Origin of the sequence: Streptococcus pneumoniae (assembly GCF_001457635.1) — a bacterium.
Taxonomy (GTDB): Bacteria; Bacillota; Bacilli; order Lactobacillales; family Streptococcaceae; genus Streptococcus; species Streptococcus pneumoniae.
The window spans coordinates 1,411,044-1,429,227 of sequence record NZ_LN831051.1; the positions used below are offsets into that span (position 1 = coordinate 1,411,044).

The 18,184-nt window shown below is 38.2% G+C and carries 16 protein-coding genes and 3 pseudogenes; 18 read left to right on the forward strand and 1 reads right to left on the reverse strand.

Translation table 11 applies throughout. From position 1 onward, the window contains the following. Nucleotides 1–6 precede the first annotated feature (6 nt). The 6 genes from AT689_RS07580 to dprA all read left to right on the forward strand — a co-directional run bounded on the left by AT689_RS07580 (nt 7) and on the right by dprA (nt 5,130). Complete coding sequence (locus AT689_RS07580) at nt 7–714, forward strand: IspD/TarI family cytidylyltransferase (protein ID WP_000638527.1); 708 nt, start codon at nt 7–9, stop codon at nt 712–714. Nucleotides 715–718: 4 nt separating this feature from the next. Next, complete coding sequence (locus AT689_RS07585) at nt 719–1,741, forward strand: ribitol-5-phosphate dehydrogenase (RefSeq protein ID WP_000609887.1); 1,023 nt, start codon at nt 719–721, stop codon at nt 1,739–1,741. 16 nt (nt 1,742–1,757) lie between these two features. Next, a complete protein-coding gene (gene licA, locus AT689_RS07590; protein WP_000411198.1) occupies nt 1,758–2,627 on the forward strand; it encodes a choline kinase LicA in 870 nt (289 codons plus the stop codon). Further along, nucleotides 2,617–3,495, forward strand: a complete 879-nt coding sequence (locus tag AT689_RS07595) for a DMT family transporter (RefSeq protein ID WP_000837618.1) — start codon at nt 2,617–2,619, stop codon at nt 3,493–3,495. Before licA ends, AT689_RS07595 begins: the two co-directional genes overlap by 11 nt. 11 nt (nt 3,496–3,506) lie before the next feature. Further along, the gene (locus AT689_RS07600) at nt 3,507–4,196 is read left to right on the forward strand and encodes a sugar phosphate nucleotidyltransferase (protein WP_000643970.1); all 690 of its coding nucleotides are present in this window, start codon (nt 3,507–3,509) and stop codon (nt 4,194–4,196) included. Between the two features lie 85 nt (nt 4,197–4,281). Then, a complete protein-coding gene (gene dprA / locus AT689_RS07605) occupies nt 4,282–5,130 on the forward strand; it encodes a DNA-processing protein DprA (protein ID WP_000705301.1) in 849 nt (282 codons plus the stop codon). 182 nt (nt 5,131–5,312) lie between these two features. On the opposite strand, the gene AT689_RS13490 is transcribed toward dprA, so the two are convergent. Beyond that, complete coding sequence (locus tag AT689_RS13490) at nt 5,313–5,435, reverse strand: hypothetical protein (RefSeq protein ID WP_001814242.1); 123 nt, start codon at nt 5,433–5,435, stop codon at nt 5,313–5,315. A gap of 576 nt (nt 5,436–6,011) precedes the next feature. Between AT689_RS13490 and AT689_RS07610 the strand changes: the two genes are divergently transcribed. From AT689_RS07610 to AT689_RS07675, 12 genes and pseudogenes are all read left to right on the forward strand, one after another. Next, the gene (locus tag AT689_RS07610) at nt 6,012–7,055 is read left to right on the forward strand and encodes a TIGR00341 family protein (RefSeq protein ID WP_001812883.1); all 1,044 of its coding nucleotides are present in this window, start codon (nt 6,012–6,014) and stop codon (nt 7,053–7,055) included. A 166-nt stretch (nt 7,056–7,221) separates the two neighbouring features. Next, nucleotides 7,222–9,309, forward strand: coding sequence for a type I DNA topoisomerase (gene topA / locus AT689_RS07615; RefSeq protein ID WP_000179632.1), 2,088 nt, complete (start codon nt 7,222–7,224; stop codon nt 9,307–9,309). Between the two features lie 105 nt (nt 9,310–9,414). Beyond that, on the forward strand, nt 9,415–9,774 hold the full coding sequence (locus tag AT689_RS07620; protein ID WP_001237223.1) for a YbaN family protein: 360 nt from the start codon (nt 9,415–9,417) through the stop codon (nt 9,772–9,774). A gap of 92 nt (nt 9,775–9,866) precedes the next feature. Further along, nucleotides 9,867–10,499 carry a copper homeostasis protein CutC gene (locus tag AT689_RS07625; protein WP_000638783.1) on the forward strand — a complete coding sequence of 211 codons (633 nt, stop codon included), beginning with the start codon at nt 9,867–9,869 and terminating at the stop codon, nt 10,497–10,499. 43 nt (nt 10,500–10,542) lie between these two features. Next, nucleotides 10,543–11,199, forward strand: a pseudogene (locus AT689_RS07630) (MmcQ/YjbR family DNA-binding protein). Between the two features lie 63 nt (nt 11,200–11,262). After that, nucleotides 11,263–12,312: pseudogene (locus AT689_RS13710) on the forward strand (alpha-isopropylmalate synthase regulatory domain-containing protein); the annotation flags it as partial. Nucleotides 12,313–12,323: 11 nt separating this feature from the next. Then, entirely contained in the window at nt 12,324–13,361 is a 1,038-nt protein-coding gene (gene leuB, locus AT689_RS07645) for a 3-isopropylmalate dehydrogenase (RefSeq protein WP_001074716.1), read from the forward strand. Further along, nucleotides 13,358–13,627 carry a DUF1294 domain-containing protein gene (locus tag AT689_RS07650; RefSeq protein WP_000762431.1) on the forward strand — a complete coding sequence of 90 codons (270 nt, stop codon included), beginning with the start codon at nt 13,358–13,360 and terminating at the stop codon, nt 13,625–13,627. Before leuB ends, AT689_RS07650 begins: the two co-directional genes overlap by 4 nt. A 3-nt stretch (nt 13,628–13,630) precedes the next feature. Then, a complete protein-coding gene (gene leuD / locus AT689_RS07655) occupies nt 13,631–13,990 on the forward strand; it encodes a 3-isopropylmalate dehydratase small subunit (protein ID WP_000929146.1) in 360 nt (119 codons plus the stop codon). Between the two features lie 161 nt (nt 13,991–14,151). Next, nucleotides 14,152–14,776 (forward strand): annotated as a pseudogene (locus AT689_RS13495) (Sua5/YciO/YrdC/YwlC family protein). Between the two features lie 162 nt (nt 14,777–14,938). Next, on the forward strand, nt 14,939–16,870 hold the full coding sequence (locus tag AT689_RS07670; RefSeq protein WP_001042425.1) for an McrB family protein: 1,932 nt from the start codon (nt 14,939–14,941) through the stop codon (nt 16,868–16,870). Next, nucleotides 16,857–18,173: an McrC family protein gene (locus AT689_RS07675; RefSeq protein ID WP_001223064.1), complete on the forward strand. Its 1,317-nt coding sequence runs from the start codon at nt 16,857–16,859 to the stop codon at nt 18,171–18,173. The genes AT689_RS07670 and AT689_RS07675 overlap by 14 nt, the downstream gene beginning before the upstream one ends. Nucleotides 18,174–18,184: the final 11 nt, after the last annotated feature.

Sequence of the window (18,184 nt, forward strand, 5' to 3'; positions counted from 1 at the left end):
AAATAGATGATTTATGCAGGAATTCTTGCCGGTGGAACTGGCACACGCATGGGGATCAGTAACTTGCCAAAACAATTTTTAGAGCTAGGTAATCGACCTATTTTGATTCATACAATTGAAAAATTTGTCTTGGAGCCAAGTATTGAAAAAATTGTAGTTGGTGTTCATGGAGACTGGGTTTCTCATGCAGAAGATCTTGTAGATAAATATCTTCCTCTTTATAAGGAACGTATCATAATTACAAAGGGTGGTGCTGACCGCAATACAAGTATTAAGAAAATCATTGAAGCCATTGATGCTTATCGTCCGCTTACTCCAGAGGATATCGTTGTTACCCACGATTCTGTTCGTCCATTTATTACACTTCGCATGATTCAGGACAATATCCAACTTGCCCAAAATCATGACGCAGTGGACACAGTGGTAGAAGCGGTTGATACTATCGTTGAAAGTACCAATGGTCAATTTATTACAGATATTCCAAATCGTGCTCACCTTTATCAAGGACAAACACCTCAAACATTCCGTTGCAAGGACTTCATGGACCTTTATGGATCTCTTTCTGATGAAGAGAAGGAAATCTTGACAGATGCATGTAAAATCTTTGTGATCAAAGGAAAAGATGTGGCCTTGGCCAAAGGTGAATACTCAAATCTGAAGATTACAACCGTAACAGATTTGAAGATTGCAAAAAGTATGATTGAGAAAGACTAGTAAAATGATTAATCAAATTTATCAACTAACTAAGCCTAAGTTTATCAATGTCAAATATCAGGAAGAGGCTATTGACCAAGAGAATCATATCCTTATCCGTCCCAACTACATGGCTGTCTGTCATGCGGATCAGCGTTACTATCAGGGAAAACGTGATCCCAAGATTTTGAATAAAAAGCTTCCAATGGCAATGATTCACGAGTCATGTGGAACCGTCATTTCTGACCCGACCGGAACCTACGAGGTTGGTCAAAAAGTTGTCATGATTCCCAATCAGTCTCCTATGCAGAGTGATGAAGAATTCTATGAAAACTACATGACAGGGACCCATTTCTTGTCTAGTGGATTTGATGGCTTTATGAGAGAGTTTGTTTCTCTCCCTAAAGATCGTGTGGTGGCTTATGATGCTATTGAAGATACGGTTGCAGCCATTACAGAGTTTGTCAGTGTGGGCATGCACGCTATGAATCGTCTATTGACTCTTGCTCATAGCAAGCGGGAGCGGATCGCCGTTATTGGAGATGGAAGTTTAGCTTTTGTGGTTGCCAATATTATCAACTATACTTTGCCAGAAGCAGAGATTGTGGTTATTGGTCGTCATTGGGAAAAGTTGGAACTCTTCTCATTTGCCAAAGAATGCTATATTACGGATAATATTCCTGAAGAGTTGGCCTTTGACCATGCTTTTGAATGTTGTGGTGGTGATGGTACTGGACCAGCTATTAATGACTTGATTCGCTACATTCGTCCTCAGGGAACGATTCTCATGATGGGAGTTAGCGAATATAAAGTCAATCTCAATACTCGCGATGCCTTAGAAAAGGGCTTGATTTTGGTTGGGTCATCTCGTTCTGGTCGCATTGATTTTAAAAATGCTATCCAAATGATGGAAGTCAAGAAATTTGCCAATCGTCTTAAAAATATCCTTTATCTAGAAGAACCTGTAAGAGAAATTAAAGATATTCATCGTGTCTTTGCAACCGATTTAAACACAGCCTTTAAAACAGTGTTTAAGTGGGAAGTATAAGTACTGGAGGTTAATTGTGGAGAAAATCATTAAAGAAAAAATTTCTTCCTTACTTAGTCAAGAAGAGGAAGTCCTCAATGTTGAACAACTGGGTGGAATGACCAATCAAAACTATTTGGCCAAAACAACAAATAAGCAATACATTGTTAAATTCTTTGGTAAAGGGACAGAAAAGCTTATCAATCGACAAGATGAAAAGTACAATCTTGAACTACTAAAGGATTTAGGCTTAGATGTAAAAAATTATCTTTTTGATATTGAAGCTGGTATCAAAGTAAATGAGTATATCGAATCTGCGATTACGCTTGATTCAACGTCAATCAAGACCAAGTTCGACAAAATTACTCCAATATTACAAACTATTCATACGTCTGCTAAGGAATTAAGAGGAGAATTTGCTCCTTTTGAAGAAATCAAAAAATACGAATCCTTGATTGAAGAACAAATTCCTTATGCCAACTATGAATCTGTTAGAAATGCAGTCTTCTCCTTAGAGAAAAGACTGGCTGACTTAGGTGTTGACAGAAAATCTTGTCATATCGATTTGGTGCCTGAAAACTTTATCGAATCACCTCAAGGACGACTTTATTTGATTGACTGGGAATATTCATCAATGAATGATCCAATGTGGGATTTGGCTGCCCTCTTTTTAGAGTCTGAATTCACTTCCCAAGAGGAAGAAACTTTCTTATCTCACTATGAGAGTGACCAAACACCGGTTTCTCATGAAAAGATTGCTATTTATAAAATTTTACAAGATACTATTTGGAGTCTATGGACTGTCTATAAGGAAGAGCAAGGTGAAGATTTTGGTGACTATGGTGTGAATCGTTACCAAAGAGCTATTAAAGGTTTGGCTTCTTATGGAGGTTCAGATGAAAAGTAAAAACGGAGTTCCTTTTGGCCTTCTCTCAGGTATTTTCTGGGGCTTGGGTCTAACGGTTAGTGCTTATATCTTTTCGATTTTTACAGATTTGTCACCCTTTGTGGTGGCTGCAACTCATGATTTTTTGAGCATCTTTATCTTACTAGCTTTTCTCTTGGTAAAAGAAGGGAAAGTTCGCCTCTCAATTTTCTTAAATATTCGCAATGTCAGTGTTATCATAGGAGCCTTGCTAGCAGGCCCTATCGGTATGCAGGCCAATCTTTATGCAGTTAAGTATATCGGAAGTTCTTTAGCTTCATCTGTATCGGCTATTTACCCTGCGATTTCAGTTCTATTGGCTTTCTTCTTTTTGAAGCACAAGATTTCGAAAAATACTGTATTTGGGATTGTCTTGATTATTGGAGGGATTATTGCCCAGACCTATAAGGTTGAACAGGTTAATTCTTTCTACATTGGGATTCTTTGTGCTTTGGTTTGTGCTATTGCATGGGGAAGTGAGAGTGTTCTTAGCTCTTTTGCCATGGAAAGTGAATTGAGTGAAATCGAAGCCCTCTTAATCCGTCAAGTAACTTCGTTCTTGTCCTATCTTGTGATTGTGCTCTTCTCTCATCAGTCATTTGTTGCAGTAGCCAATGGACAATTGCTAGGTCTCATGATTGTCTTTGTAGCCTTTGATATGATTTCCTATTTGGCTTATTATATCGCTATCAATCGCTTGCAACCAGCCAAGGCTACAGGCTTGAACGTGAGCTATGTAGTATGGACTGTCTTGTTCGCAGCTCTTTTCTTGGGAACATCATTAGATATGCTGACCATTATGACGTCACTTGTCGTCATTGCTGGAGTTTATATTATTATTAAAGAATAAAGGAGATTCGTGTGAAAGCCATTATCTTAGCAGCGGGATTGGGAACTCGCTTGCGTCCTATGACTGAAAATACCCCTAAAGCCTTGGTTCAGGTTAATCAAAAACCTTTGATTGAATACCAAATTGAGTTTCTCAAAGAAAAAGGAATCAATGACATCATCATCATCGTTGGTTATCTTAAAGAACAATTCGATTATTTAAAAGAAAAATACGGTGTTCGCCTCGTTTTCAATGATAAATACGCTGACTACAATAACTTTTACTCTCTCTATCTTGTAAAAGAAGAATTGGCCAACAGCTATGTTATTGATGCTGACAATTATCTCTTTAAAAATATGTTCCGCAATGATTTGACACGTTCGACTTATTTTAGTGTTTATCGTGAAGATTGTACCAACGAATGGTTCTTGGTCTATGGAGATGACTACAAGGTTCAAGACATTATTGTTGATAGCAAGGCAGGTCGCATCCTTAGTGGTGTATCCTTCTGGGATGCTCCAACTGCAGAAAAGATTGTCAGCTTTATCGACAAGGCTTATGCAAGTGGTGAATTTGTTGATCTCTACTGGGACAATATGGTTAAGGATAATATCAAAGAGCTAGATGTCTATGTTGAAGAATTAGAAGGCAATAGCATTTATGAGATCGATAGTGTCCAAGACTATCGTAAATTAGAAGAAATTCTTAAAAACGAAAATTAAAGATTCCAACATCTGACAAAATAGTCGGATGTTTTTTGATTTTTTACGAATAGATAGATGAGTAGAAAAAGAAATGGAGTTATTTATGAAAATCACAAACTATGAAATCTATAAGTTAAAAAAATCAGGTTTGACCAATCAACAGATTTTGAAAGTGCTAGAATACGGTGAAAATGTTGATCAGGAGCTTTTGTTGGGTGATATTGCAGATATCTCAGGTTGCCGTAATCCAGCCGTTTTTATGGAACGTTATTTTCAGATAGACGATGCGCATTTGTCGAAAGAGTTTCAAAAATTTCCATCTTTCTCTATTTTAGATGACTGTTATCCTTGGGATTTGAGTGAAATATATGATGCGCCTGTACTTTTATTTTACAAGGGAAATCTTGACCTCCTGAAATTCCCGAAGGTAGCGGTCGTGGGCAGTCGTGCTTGTAGCAAACAGGGAGCTAAGTCAGTTGAAAAAGTCATTCAAGGCTTGGAAAATGAACTGGTTATTGTCAGTGGTCTGGCCAAGGGCATTGACACAGCAGCTCATATGGCAGCTCTTCAGAATGGCGGAAAAACCATTGCAGTGATTGGAACAGGACTGGATGTGTTTTATCCTAAAGCCAACAAACGCTTGCAAGACTACATCGGCAATGACCATCTGGCTCTAAGTGAATATGGACCTGGCGAACAACCTCTGAAATTTCATTTTCCTGCCCGTAATCGCATCATTGCTGGACTTTGTCGTGGTGTGATTGTAGCAGAGGCTAAGATGCGTTCAGGTAGTCTCATTACCTGTGAGCGAGCAATGGAAGAAGGACGCGATGTCTTTGCTATTCCTGGTAGCATTTTAGATGGACTATCAGACGGTTGCCATCATTTGATTCAAGAAGGAGCAAAATTGGTCACCAGTGGGCAAGATGTTCTTGCGGAATTTGAATTTTAAAAATGACCTAAGCTAGAATTCTAAGAAAAAATCAATTTTAAGAGAAAATGAACCCAACATTTCCATAATAAAACGCATATTAGCAAGTTTTTAACACTTGATAATATGCGTTTTTTCTAAGTGGATTAGTAGAGTAGAGGATTTTTTCATATAATACTCTTCGAAAATCTCTTCAAACTACGTCAGCTTCCATCTGCAACCTCAAAACAGTATTTTGAGCTGACTTCGTCAGTCTTATCTACAACCTCAAAGCAGTGCTTTGAGCAACCTGTGGCTAGCTTCCTAGTTTGCGCTTTGATTTTCATTGAGTATAAGGGAAAGTATAGTGAATTGAAATAAGATGTGAACAACTCTATCAGGAAAGTCAAATTAATTTATAGAAATATTTTAGCAGCCAAGGTGCACTGTTATAGATTCAATACACTATAATTTAGTGTAATTGAGAAAGGAGAAATGATTGTGATTGATGTTGGCTAGGTTATGTTCAATGATTCCTACCGTCTCAAATCTTGTCAGTAAGGAAAAATAAATTCTTCAAAAGTAGAGATTACAAGGCTTGTTTAAGAAAGAATTCAAAGACCTTGACAAATAAAAATAAAATGGTTATTATAAGAAATGGTCTAAAATAGATGATGATACTTTTCGAAAATCTTTTTACGTCAGCTCAGCTTTGCCTTGCTGTGTTTTGAGCAAGCTACGGTTAGCTTCCGAGTTTGATTTTCATTTACTAGAAATGAAACTGATGAGAGATATCAGTAGACATTTGAGTCAGGATATTATGGAAAATGATAAAAAGAGCTCGTGAGATTGGCATATCAGACTACTAAAGTATTGAGTTTGTTAGGATTTTAGCGACTAGTTAGCTGGGAAAGGAAGATATTGTGACAAATAATAAACTGTATTCGTTGATAGAATTTAGAAATAAAATATATGAAGAATTAGAACTTTCCAGAAGTGATTTAGCGATTTTACTATGTGCCATGCTTATCGCCTCTATCGGATTAAATATGGATTCGACTCCCGTGATTATTGGAGCCATGTTAATCTCTCCTTTGATGACACCTATTCTGGGAGTGGGGCTCTCTCTAGCTATATTTGATTTTAAATTGTTAAGAAAATCTTTTAAAATATTAGCTATTCAAATTCTTGCCAGTTTAATAGCTTCAACACTTTATTTTTATCTTTCTCCCATTTCGTATGCTAGTTCGGAAATTGTTGCTAGAACCTCTCCGACTATTTGGGATGTTCTCATTGCTTTTGTAGGAGGGATAGCAGGTATTATTGGTGCTAGGAAAAAAGAGACCAATAATATTGTTCCTGGTGTTGCTATTGCAACCGCCTTGATGCCTCCTCTTTGTACAGTAGGTTATGCTATTGCTTCTGCTAATCTAAAATTTATCATAGGCTCCTCTTACCTATTCCTCATCAATTGTAGCTTTATTGTCATTGCGACTTATATAGGTGTTAGGTTGATGATGGTTAAGAAACATTATTTTAAAGATAATGAAGAAGACTCTAAAATGCGTAGGATTTTGCTTCTAGTTGCTGTTTTGCTGATGATTCCGAGTTTCATCTCTGCAACGACTTTAGTGAGAGAAACGTTGAAAAAAGAGTCCCTTAAGAAATTTATATCAGAGCAGTTTCAGGGGCATAATATTTTGAAAAAAACCTATTCTAAAAAGACTCATACCCTAAAGCTAACCATTTCAGGAAATTATTTGACAGAAGAAGAACTCGATATGATTTCAAGTAAGAGAGGTGACTATGGTTTAAGTGATGTTTCTGTTCAAGTTTCACAATTGTCTGATTCAGAACAACTTAGTAAGGAAGAACTGGTGGAGTATTTCTTCCAGTATATCAAGGATAAGGAAGCAAAAGAAAAGGAAAAAGCTAATAAGTTTTATACAGAGTCTGAGGAGCAATAATTTCTTGAGAATAGCTGGTTTTTCTCGTGAGTCTTCTATGTATATCAAAGGAAGACTGAGGTTTTAAGTATAAAACTTTTCTTCTATTATAGTAGCTAAGTCTTGACAGGGTTCAAAAAATGGTTTACACTTTATAAAGTTTATTACTTTGAAAAGGTGTGATACTGTGGCTACGGCAACAAAAAAGAAAAAATCAACAGTTAAAAAAAATCTAGTCATCGTGGAGTCGCCTGCTAAGGCCAAGACGATTGAAAAATATCTAGGCAGAAACTACAAGGTTTTAGCCAGTGTCGGGCATATCCGTGATTTGAAGAAATCCAGTATGTCCGTCGATATTGAAAATAATTATGAACCGCAATATATTAATATCCGAGGAAAAGGCCCTCTTATCAATGACTTGAAAAAAGAAGCTAAAAAAGCTAATAAAGTTTTTCTCGCGAGTGACCCGGACCGTGAAGGAGAAGCGATTTCTTGGCATTTGGCCCATATTCTCAACTTGGATGAAAATGATGCCAACCGTGTGGTCTTCAATGAAATCACCAAGGATGCAGTCAAAAATGCTTTTAAAGAACCTCGTAAGATCGATATGGACTTGGTCGATGCCCAACAAGCTCGTCGGATCTTGGACCGCTTGGTAGGGTATTCGATTTCGCCTATTTTGTGGAAGAAGGTCAAGAAGGGCTTGTCAGCAGGTCGCGTTCAGTCCATTGCCCTTAAACTCATCATTGACCGTGAAAATGAAATCAATGCCTTCCAGCCAGAAGAATACTGGACAGTTGATGCTGTCTTTAAAAAGGGAACCAAACAATTTCATGCTTCCTTCTATGGAGTAGATGGTAAAAAGATGAAACTGACCAGCAATGACGAAGTCAAGGAAGTCTTGTCTCGTCTGACGAGTAAAGACTTTTCAGTAGATCAGGTGGATAAGAAAGAGCGCAAGCGCAATGCTCCTTTACCCTATACCACTTCATCTATGCAGATCGATGCTGCCAATAAAATCAATTTCCGTACTCGAAAAACCATGATGGTTGCCCAACAGCTCTATGAAGGAATTAATATCGGTTCTGGTGTTCAAGGTTTGATTACCTATATGCGTACCGATTCGACTCGTATCAGTCCTGTAGCGCAAAATGAGGTGGCAAGCTTCATTACGGATCGTTTTGGTAGTAAGTATTCTAAGCACGGTAGCAAGGTCAAAAACGCATCAGGTGCTCAGGATGCCCATGAGGCTATTCGTCCGTCAAGTGTCTTTAATACACCAGAAAGCATCGCTAAGTATCTGGACAAGGATCAGCTCAAGCTATATACCCTTATCTGGAATCGTTTTGTGGCTAGCCAGATGACAGCGGCCGTTTTTGATACCATGGCTGTTAAATTGTCTCAAAAAGGGGTTCAATTTGCTGCCAATGGTAGTCAGGTTAAGTTTGATGGTTATCTTGCCATTTATAATGATTCTGACAAGAATAAGATGTTACCGGACATGGTTGTTGGAGATGTGGTCAAACAGGTCAATAGCAAACCAGAGCAACATTTCACCCAACCGCCTGCCCGTTATTCTGAAGCAACACTGATTAAAACCTTAGAGGAAAATGGGGTTGGACGTCCATCAACCTACGCGCCAACCATTGAAACCATTCAGAAACGTTATTATGTTCGCCTGGCAGCCAAACGTTTTGAACCGACAGAGTTGGGAGAAATTGTCAATAAGCTCATCGTTGAATATTTCCCAGATATCGTAAACGTGACCTTCACAGCTGAAATGGAAGGTAAACTGGATGATGTCGAAGTTGGAAAAGAGCAGTGGCGACGGGTCATTGATGCCTTTTACAAACCATTCTCTAAAGAAGTTGCCAAGGCTGAAGAAGAAATGGAAAAAATCCAGATTAAGGATGAACCAGCTGGATTTGACTGTGAAGTGTGTGGCAGTCCAATGGTCATTAAACTTGGTCGTTTTGGTAAATTCTACGCTTGTAGCAATTTCCCAGATTGCCGTCATACCCAAGCAATCGTGAAAGAGATTGGTGTTGAGTGTCCAAGCTGTCATCAGGGACAAATTATTGAGCGAAAAACCAAGCGTAATCGCCTCTTCTATGGTTGCAATCGCTATCCAGAATGTGAATTTACCTCTTGGGACAAGCCTGTTGGTCGTGACTGTCCAAAATGTGGCAACTTCCTCATGGAGAAAAAAGTCCGTGGTGGTGGCAAGCAGGTTGTTTGTAGCAAAGGCGACTACGAGGAAGAAAAGATTAAATAAGAGGAGGGGCCCGAAAGTAAATTTCAGGCTCCTTTTGGTTAGAACTTGACAAAATACATCATTTTATGCGAAACTAGAAGAAGATTATTTTAACTAGGAGAAGTTATGCGTCTTATCTATCTGATAATTGGTTTTTTATCACTGACCTTGGCTATTGTTGGGGTTGTTTTACCCTTGTTGCCGACAACGCCTTTCCTTTTGTTGTCTATTGCTTGTTTCTCCAGAAGTTCCAAGCGTTTCGAAGACTGGCTTTATCATACCAAGCTCTATCAAACATATGTAGCTGATTTTCGCGAGACTAAGTCTATTACGCGTGAACGAAAGAAAAAAATCATCGTCTCTATCTACGTCTTGATGGGAATTTCTATTTATTTTGCACCTCTTTTACCAGTCAAAATCGGTCTGGGTGCTTTGACCATCTTTATCACTTATTATCTTTTCAAGGTCATTCCAGACAAAGAATAGTTAAAACAGTAGTTATTTGCCTTGATAAAATTGAAAGCATATTCATAACAATATGATATAATAAATTTGAAGTAATATTCAAGGAGAATCAAATGATTTACGAATTTTGTGCTGAAAATGTGACTTTACTTGAAAAAGCGATGCAGGCTGGAGCTCGTCGGATTGAACTCTGTGATAATCTAGCAGTTGGTGGGACAACACCCAGCTATGGAGTGACTAAGGCAGCGGTTGAACTGGCAGCTAACTACGATACAACCATCATGACCATGATTCGGCCACGTGGTGGTGACTTTGTCTATAATGACCTAGAAATTGCTATCATGCTAGAAGACATTCGTTTGACTGCTCAGGCTGGAAGTCAAGGGGGTGTATTTGGAGCTTTAACTGCTGATAAAAAGTTGGATAAGCCTAATCTGGAAAAGTTAATTGCTGCATCAAAAGGAATGGAAATTGTCTTTCACATGGCCTTTGATGAACTAAGTGATGAAGATCAACCGGAAGCTATTGACTGGCTCAGTCAAGCCGGTGTCACTCGTATCCTAACTCGTGCTGGTGTGTCTGGCGACTCCTTAGAAAAACGTTTTGTTCACTATCACAGAATTTTGGAGTACGCTAAAGGTAAAATTGAAATTCTACCAGGTGGGGGGATTGACCTTGACAACCGTCAAACCTTTATCGACCAGTTGGGGGTAACACAATTGCATGGTACTAAGGTTGTTTTTTAAAAAATAGAAAGGAACTGCTAGCTTTGGGTAGCAGTTTTCACTTATGTTTGAAATTTTTAAATCCTATCAATTTAATCAAGAAAAGGTTCATGATTATGGTTTTATAGAAAATAGCGAAGTCTGGACATATAGTTGCCAGATTTTGCAAGGTGACTTTGTCATGACTGTGTCCATCACTGCTGATAATGTGAACTTTCAAGTCTTTGACTAAGAGACTGGTGACCTCTATCCTCACGTTCATATGGAAAGCATGAGGGGAAGTTTTGTCGGAAATGTCCGTGAGGCTTGTCTGGAGATTCTTTACCAGATTCGGAAGGCTTGTTTTGATGTGCAAGATTTTATCTGTCATCAGACTAAGCGTATCATGACTCAAGTTCAGGAAAAGTATGGAAACCAGTTGGAGTATCTGTGGGAAAAATCGCCTGATACAGCTGTATTGCGCCATGAAGGCAATCAAAAGTGGTATGCCGTCTTGATGAAAATCTCTTGTAATAAGCTGGAAAAGGGCAGAGAAGGACAAGTGGAAGCAGTCAACCTCAAGCATGACCAAGTAGCTAATTTGCTTTCACAAAAGGGGATTTATCCAGCCTTCCATATGAGCAAGCGCTACTGGATTAGTGTGTCCCTTGATGATACTTTATCAGATGAAGAAGTACTGGAATTGATAGAAAAAAGTTGGAACTTAACCTCTAAAAAATGAAATATTTTAATAATTTTCATGAACTTTCAATTAGCTAAATATTCTTTACTGAAGAAATTTTCAGAAAATATAGGATTTACCACACTAGAGGAATATGGTGCCATCTTCAAATACCTGATTGAGAATGTCAAGACGGAGCGTCAGATCATTTATTCGCCTCACTGTCATGATGACCTCGGAATGGCAGTGGCAAATAGCCTTGCTGCTGTCAAGAATAGTGCAGGACGTGTTGAAGGGACTATCAATGGTATTAGGGAGCGAGCTGGAAATGCTGCTTTGGAAGAAATTGCAGTGGCTCTCAATATTCGCCAAGATTACTACCAAGTAGAAACCAGTATTGTCCTAAATGAGACCATCAATACGTCAGAAATGGTTTCTCGCTTCTCTGGTATTCCAGTTCCTAAAAACAAAGCCGTCGTTGGTGGCAATACCTTCTCCCACGAATCTGGTATTCACCAAGATGGAGTCCTTAAAAATCCTCTCACTTATGAGATCATCACACCTGAATTGGTTGGTGTTAAGATTCCGCTTGGAAAATTATCTGGTCGCCATGCTTTTGTTGAGAAACTGAGAGAATTGGCCCTAGATTTTACAGAAGAGGATATCAAACCACTCTTTGCTAAGTTCAAGGCACTGGCCGATAAGAAGTAAGAAATCACAGATGCAGATCCTCGAGCTTTGGTAGCTGGAACCATGGTTGAAAATCCAGAAGGCTTCCACTTTGATGATTTACAACTTCAAACTCATGCAGATAATGACATTGAAGCGCTCGTTAGCCTAGCCAATATGGATGGTGAGAAAGTCGAATTTAATGCGACAGGGCAAGGTTCCGTTGAAGCAATCTTTAACGCTATCGATAAGTTCTTTAACCAATCTGTTCGTTTGGTGTCCTACACTATCGATGCGGTAACAGATGGAATCGATCCCCAGGATCGGGTTTTGGTCACTGTTGAAAACAGAGATACAGAAACCATCTTTAATGCAGCAGGGCTTGATTTTGATGTGTTGAAGGCTTCTGCTATTGTCTATATAAACGCTAATACCTTTGTTCAAAAAGAGAATGCAGGTGAGATGGGACGCAGTGTTTCTTACCACGATATGCCTAGTGTGTAAAGGAGAAGGCTATGGCAAAGAAAATAGTAGCTCTAGCAGGAGACGGAATTGGCCCAGAAATCATGGAGGTTGGTTTAGAAGTTCTGGAGGCTCTAGCTGAAAAAACAGGTTTTGACTATGAGATTGACAGACGACCGTTCGGAGGTGCAGATATTGATGCAGCATGGCCTCCCTTACCTGATGAAACCCTTAAGGCAAGTAGGGAAGCAGATGCTATCCTACTAGCAATTATCGGTAGTCCTCAGTATGATGGAGCAGTGGTTCGCCCTGAACAAGGCCTGATGGCTCTCCGTAAGGAACTCAATCTTTACGCTAATATTCGTCCTGTAAAAATCTTTGACAGTCTCAAGCATTTGTCACCACTCAAACTGGAACGAATTGCTGGTGTAGACTTTGTCGTGGTGCGTGAATTGACAGGCGGGATTTACTTTGGAGATCATATTCTTGAAGAGCGCAATGCGCGTGATATCAACGACTATAGCTATGAGGAAGTGGAGCGGATTATTCGCAAAGCCTTTGAAATTGCAAGAAATCGCAGAAAAATCCTTACTAGTATCGATAAGCAAAATGTTCTAGCGACCTCAAAACTCTGGCGGAAAGTAGCTGAGGAAGTCGCACAGGATTTCTCAGATGTAACCTTGGAACACCAGCTGGTAGACTCAGCTGCTATGCTTATGATTACCAATCCTGCTAAGTTTGATGTTATTGTAACGGAGAATCTTTTTGGAGATATTTTATCTGATGAATCAAGCGTCTTATCTGGTACACTTGGGGTTATGCCATCAGCCAGTCATTCTGAAAATGGACCAAGTCTCTATGAACCTATTCACGGTTCAGTACCTGATATTGCAGGTCAAGGAATTGCCAATCCTATTTCCATGATTTTATCAGTTGCCATGATGTTAAGAGATAGTTTCGGAGGTTATGAGGATGCAGAGCGTATCAAACGTGCTGTTGAGACAAGTCTGGCGGCAGGAATTTTAACGAGAGATATAGGAGGTCAGGCTTCAACAAAGGAAATGACGGAAGCTATTATTGCAAGGTTATGAAGTTAGACGAAAAAATTACTCTAGTCCTTTTGATTTGGAATGTCATCATTTTCTTGATTTATGGCATTGACAAATTCAAGGCAAGAAGAAGAACTTGGCGCATCCCAGAGAAAATCTTACTCATTTTAGCCCTTACTTGTGGTGGTTTTGGGGCCTGGTTAGCTGGAATCACTTTTCACCACAAGACTCGAAAATGGTACTTTAAAACAGTTTGGTTTCTTGGGATGGTAACCACACTAGTAGCTTTATATTTTATTTGGAGGTAATGGATGGCAGGGTCTTCGAGGGAACACGCTGCTTGGGCTCTAGCGGACTATGGCTTTAAGGTCGTGATTGCAGGATCTTTCGGTGACATTCATTACAATAATGAACTCAATAATGGCCTGTTGCCAATCGTTCAGCCTAGGGAGGTTAGAGAAAAGCTAGCCCAACTCAAACCGACCGACCAGGTAACTGTAGACTTGGAACAACAGAAAATTATCTCACCAGTTGAAGAATTCACCTTCGAGATAGATAGCGAGTGGAAACATAAACTCCTAAATAGTTTGGATGATATCGGTATTACCTTGCAGTATGAAGAGTTGATTGCTGCTTATGAAAAACAACGACCAGCCTACTGGCAGGATTAGAAAAAATAGAAAAGGAAATATAGTAAACTGAAATAAGATGTAAACAAATGAATTGGAGCTTAACATCCATTTCCAGCAATTTTTTAGAAACTACAGTGGACTATTCTGGATTCAACACATTATAAAATTATGACAAAACACATTCACAAGAAGGCTACGACATTTTAAAAGGTGAGGGCGGATGTATCGTTTGCCCTACTAAAGTTGGTTACATTATCATGACCAGCGATAAGGCAGGACTTGAGCGTAAGTTTGCAGCCAAAGAACGTAAGCGTAACAAACCAGGTGTTGTTCTCTGCGGTAGCATGGATGAACTTTGCGCTTTAGCGCAACTCAACCCAGAAATTGAAGCATTCTACTAAAAACATTGGGATGAAGATATTCTTCTTGGTTGTATCCTTCCTTGGAAACCAGAAGCCTTTGAAAAATTCAAAGCATACGGGGATGGCCGTGAAGAACTTATGACTGATGTACGTGGTACTAGCTGTTTTGTTATCAAGTTTGGAAAAGCAGATGAACAATTGGCTGCCAAGCTTTGGGAAGAAGGTAAAATGGTCTACGCCTCATCTACTTCAATGATAAAACGATTGAAACTCGCTATGAGAGCAAGGTGTAATGGTGTCTATGGTCGATAAGAACGGCAAACTCATCCCAGAACAAGGAGGAGCACGTTCAACTTCACCAGCTCCAGTTGTGATCCGTAAAGGGCTTGACATTGATAAAATCATGATGCACCTGTCAGATACTTTTAACTCATGGGACTACCGTCAGGTTGAGTATTATTAGGATAGAGAAGAAGTCTAGTGTTAAGGACATTACAGCTCATAATACTAGGCTTTTTTATAGAAATTCTTTTCTTTTTCTATAGGATATGGTATTCTATGTAGAAAATATATGTTAATAAGTAATGCCAATATTTAAACATCATTAGTAAAAGGAGTTAGATTGATGAATAAAAGAAAAGTTAGTTTAGAAGATTTTTATAAATGGTATAGTCTAAATAAAGAAAAGTTATTAAATAAGGCAACTGTTGGTGAAAAGTTTAATGATAAATTAAAAGAAGAGTTTCTCCAGGAATGGCCTTTGGATAGGATTTTAACAATGTCAATCGATGAATATGTAATAGGAAAGGGACAGCAAAATAAGTCTTTATGCTACGCTCTTGAGAAGGGAAAATACAAAAATCTATTTCTTGGAATTTCTGGTGGCTCAGCTTCAAAATTTGGTATTTATTGGAATAAAAAAACAAACAAATATAAAGATCAAGCTAATAATGAGATTTCAGAGTTGGATCAGCGATTTTCAAAATTAAAATCAGATTTGTATGAAATTATCAAAGAAGGTATTCGTTTTAACTTTGAAAATCCTATTTTTGATATGAAAAGATCAACAAATGAATTTATTGGTCGTTCTGCTATGGTGACAAAATTACTTTGTATCTATTCTGGGGGAGATCCTTTCTTTGGTGTAAATATTAATAGTCAGAAAGAATTTTGGAACCACTTTGTTTCTCAGACAAATCAAGGTGGACCTTATCTGCAAAATCATAAAATAATTGAACTGGTGTCCAAAACTTATCCTGAGTTGGAGCCATCGAAATTAGGAACTATGCTTTTTGAGTATTCTAAGCTTTTTATGGAAAATAAGGAAGACAATAGTACAATGGATTCATCAAACAATTTTCGTCATCAATTAACTCAATCTCTATTAAAGTCTCCAAACCTTATCCTTCGTGGTGCTCCTGGCACAGGAAAGACTTATCTTGCTAAAGAAATTGCCAAAGAATTAACGGATGGCAACGAAGACCAAATCGGATTTGTACAATTTCACCCATCCTATGATTATACGGATTTTGTAGAAGGTTTAAGACCAGTATCAAATGGGGATGGAGCTATTGAGTTTAGGCTACAGGACGGTATTTTTAAAGATTTTTGTCAGAAAGCAAAAGAAACCCAATTGATTGGAGGACAAGATAATTTTGATGAGGCTTGGGATTCTTACTTAGAATATATAAATGTTGCTGAAGAAAAAGAATATATAACAAAAACATCTTACTTATCTGTTAATAGTAGACAAAATTTGTCAGTAAATTATGATAGTGGTGTTCCAGGATGGTCACTACCTAGCAAATATGTTTACGAGTTGTATAAAGATAAAAATTATAATAAGCAAGAATACTACAAAAGTGGTGGAAAAACTGTCCTAGAAACATTGAGAAAGAGATTTGGTTTGAAAGACTATGTTTCCCCAACAGAAATTGATACTGATAAGAAATTCGTCTTCATCATCGATGAAATCAATCGTGGGGAGATTTCTAAGATTTTTGGCGAACTCTTTTTCTCTATCGACCCTGGCTATCGTGGTGAAAAAGGAAGTGTTTCTACCCAATATGCAAATCTACACGAAACTGATGAAAAGTTCTATATCCCCGAAAATGTTTACATCATCGGAACTATGAATGATATTGATCGTTCAGTGGATACCTTTGATTTTGCTATGCGTCGTCGTTTTCGTTTTGTTGAAGTTACTGCCGAGGGTCAAGTTGGCATGTTGGATAAAGAGCTGAATATCCATGCAGAAGAAGCAAAAATTCGTCTAAGAAACTTGAACGCTGCTATCGAAAATGTTCAGGAATTAAACAGTCATTATCATATTGGACCAAGTTATTTTCTTAAGTTGAAGGATGTAGATTTTGACTATGAATTACTCTGGTCTGATTATATTAAGCCTCTCCTAGAAGACTACTTGCGAGGTTCTTATGATGAGGTTGAAACTTTGGAAACTTTGAAAAAAGCATTTGAACTGACAAATAATGAGCAAAAAGATCAGGCAGTAGCTGATGACAATGAAGGTGATGAAAACGATGATGCGGATTACTGATAATCAACACAAGATTATTAAAGAAAAATTTGTTGAAGAATATCCTAAACTAAGCAATCTTCTTTTAGACAGAACCTTGGAAAGTCTATCCCAAGATGAACGTATTTTCATTTTTCCAAATGATTTGACTCATACTCCTGATTTGGATAAGGACCAAAAGATTTTTGAAACAGTCAATCAGAAAATCAAGACAGGGAACGTGATTGGTTTTCTTGGATATGGTCAGGAAAGATTAACGATTTCCTCACGATTTTCTGATGAGAGTAATGACCATTTTTTGCATTATCTCTTAAACAAGGTTCTTCATATCAATCTCACTAGTTTAGATGTTGCTTTGTCTCGTGAAGAGAGGCTTTATCAACTTTTGGTGTATCTCTTTCCCAAGTATCTACAAGCTGCTATTCGAAAAGGTCTTTATAAGGAATATCATCGATTTTCTCATAACGACAGTAATGTTAAGGGAGTGATTGATGTAAGAAGCCATCTCAAGAAAAATCTTCCTTTCACGGGAAATATTGCCTACGCAACGAGAGAGTTCACCTATGATAATCCCCTCATGCAGTTGGTCCGTCACACTATTGAATACATTAAGAATCAGAAAAGCATTGGTCAAGGGGTACTAGATAATCTCTCAACTAGTCGTGAAAACGTATCTGAAATCGTGCGTGTAACGCCCTCTTATAAACTAGCTGATCGTGCTAAGATTATTCGGGGAAATCAATCTAAACCTATACGTCATGCATACTTTCACGAGTACAGAAACTTACAAGAACTTTGTCTGATGATCCTAAACCAAGAAAAGCACGGTTTAGGGTATCAAGATCAAAAAATCTATGGTATTCTCTTTGATGTTGCCTGGCTTTGGGAAGAGTATGTTTACACCTTGTTGCCAAAAGGTTTTGTACATCCCAGAAATAAGGATAAGACGGATGGAATTTCAGTATTTTCTGTTGGGAAACGAAAAGTATATCCAGATTTTTATGACAGAGAACGAAAGATTGTTCTAGATGCAAAATATAAAAAACTGGAATTGACTGAAAAAGGAATCAACCGTGAGGACTTATTCCAGCTGATTTCCTATTCTTATATTTTAAAAGCTGAGAAGGCTGGACTGATTTTTCCTAGTATGGAGCAGTCAGTAAATAGTGAAATAGGAAAAGTAGCTGGCTATGGAGCTCAATTGAAGAAGTGGTCTATTCGAATCCCTCAGAATGCCTCATTCTATAGTACATTTTGTAAAATGATGGAAAATTCAGAAGAAAATTTTAAAGCGATTATTGATGAAGAAGTGGGGAGAAAATAATTTCCCCTCTT

What these genes read in the sequence shown, in the direction of transcription:
- AT689_RS07580 (WP_000638527.1), top strand. Translation starts at nt 7, where the DNA reads ATGATTTATGCAGGAATTCTTGCCGGTGGAACTGGCACACGCATGGGG.
- AT689_RS07585 (WP_000609887.1), top strand. Translation starts at nt 719, where the DNA reads ATGATTAATCAAATTTATCAACTAACTAAGCCTAAGTTTATCAATGTC.
- AT689_RS07595 (WP_000837618.1), top strand. Translation starts at nt 2,617, where the DNA reads ATGAAAAGTAAAAACGGAGTTCCTTTTGGCCTTCTCTCAGGTATTTTC.
- dprA (WP_000705301.1), top strand. Translation starts at nt 4,282, where the DNA reads ATGAAAATCACAAACTATGAAATCTATAAGTTAAAAAAATCAGGTTTG.
- AT689_RS13490 (WP_001814242.1), bottom strand. Translation starts at nt 5,435, where the DNA reads ATGAAAATCAAAGCGCAAACTAGGAAGCTAGCCACAGGTTGCTCAAAG.
- AT689_RS07620 (WP_001237223.1), top strand. Translation starts at nt 9,415, where the DNA reads ATGCGTCTTATCTATCTGATAATTGGTTTTTTATCACTGACCTTGGCT.
- AT689_RS07625 (WP_000638783.1), top strand. Translation starts at nt 9,867, where the DNA reads ATGATTTACGAATTTTGTGCTGAAAATGTGACTTTACTTGAAAAAGCG.
- leuB (WP_001074716.1), top strand. Translation starts at nt 12,324, where the DNA reads ATGGCAAAGAAAATAGTAGCTCTAGCAGGAGACGGAATTGGCCCAGAA.
- AT689_RS07650 (WP_000762431.1), top strand. Translation starts at nt 13,358, where the DNA reads ATGAAGTTAGACGAAAAAATTACTCTAGTCCTTTTGATTTGGAATGTC.
- leuD (WP_000929146.1), top strand. Translation starts at nt 13,631, where the DNA reads ATGGCAGGGTCTTCGAGGGAACACGCTGCTTGGGCTCTAGCGGACTAT.
- AT689_RS07670 (WP_001042425.1), top strand. Translation starts at nt 14,939, where the DNA reads ATGAATAAAAGAAAAGTTAGTTTAGAAGATTTTTATAAATGGTATAGT.
- AT689_RS07675 (WP_001223064.1), top strand. Translation starts at nt 16,857, where the DNA reads ATGCGGATTACTGATAATCAACACAAGATTATTAAAGAAAAATTTGTT.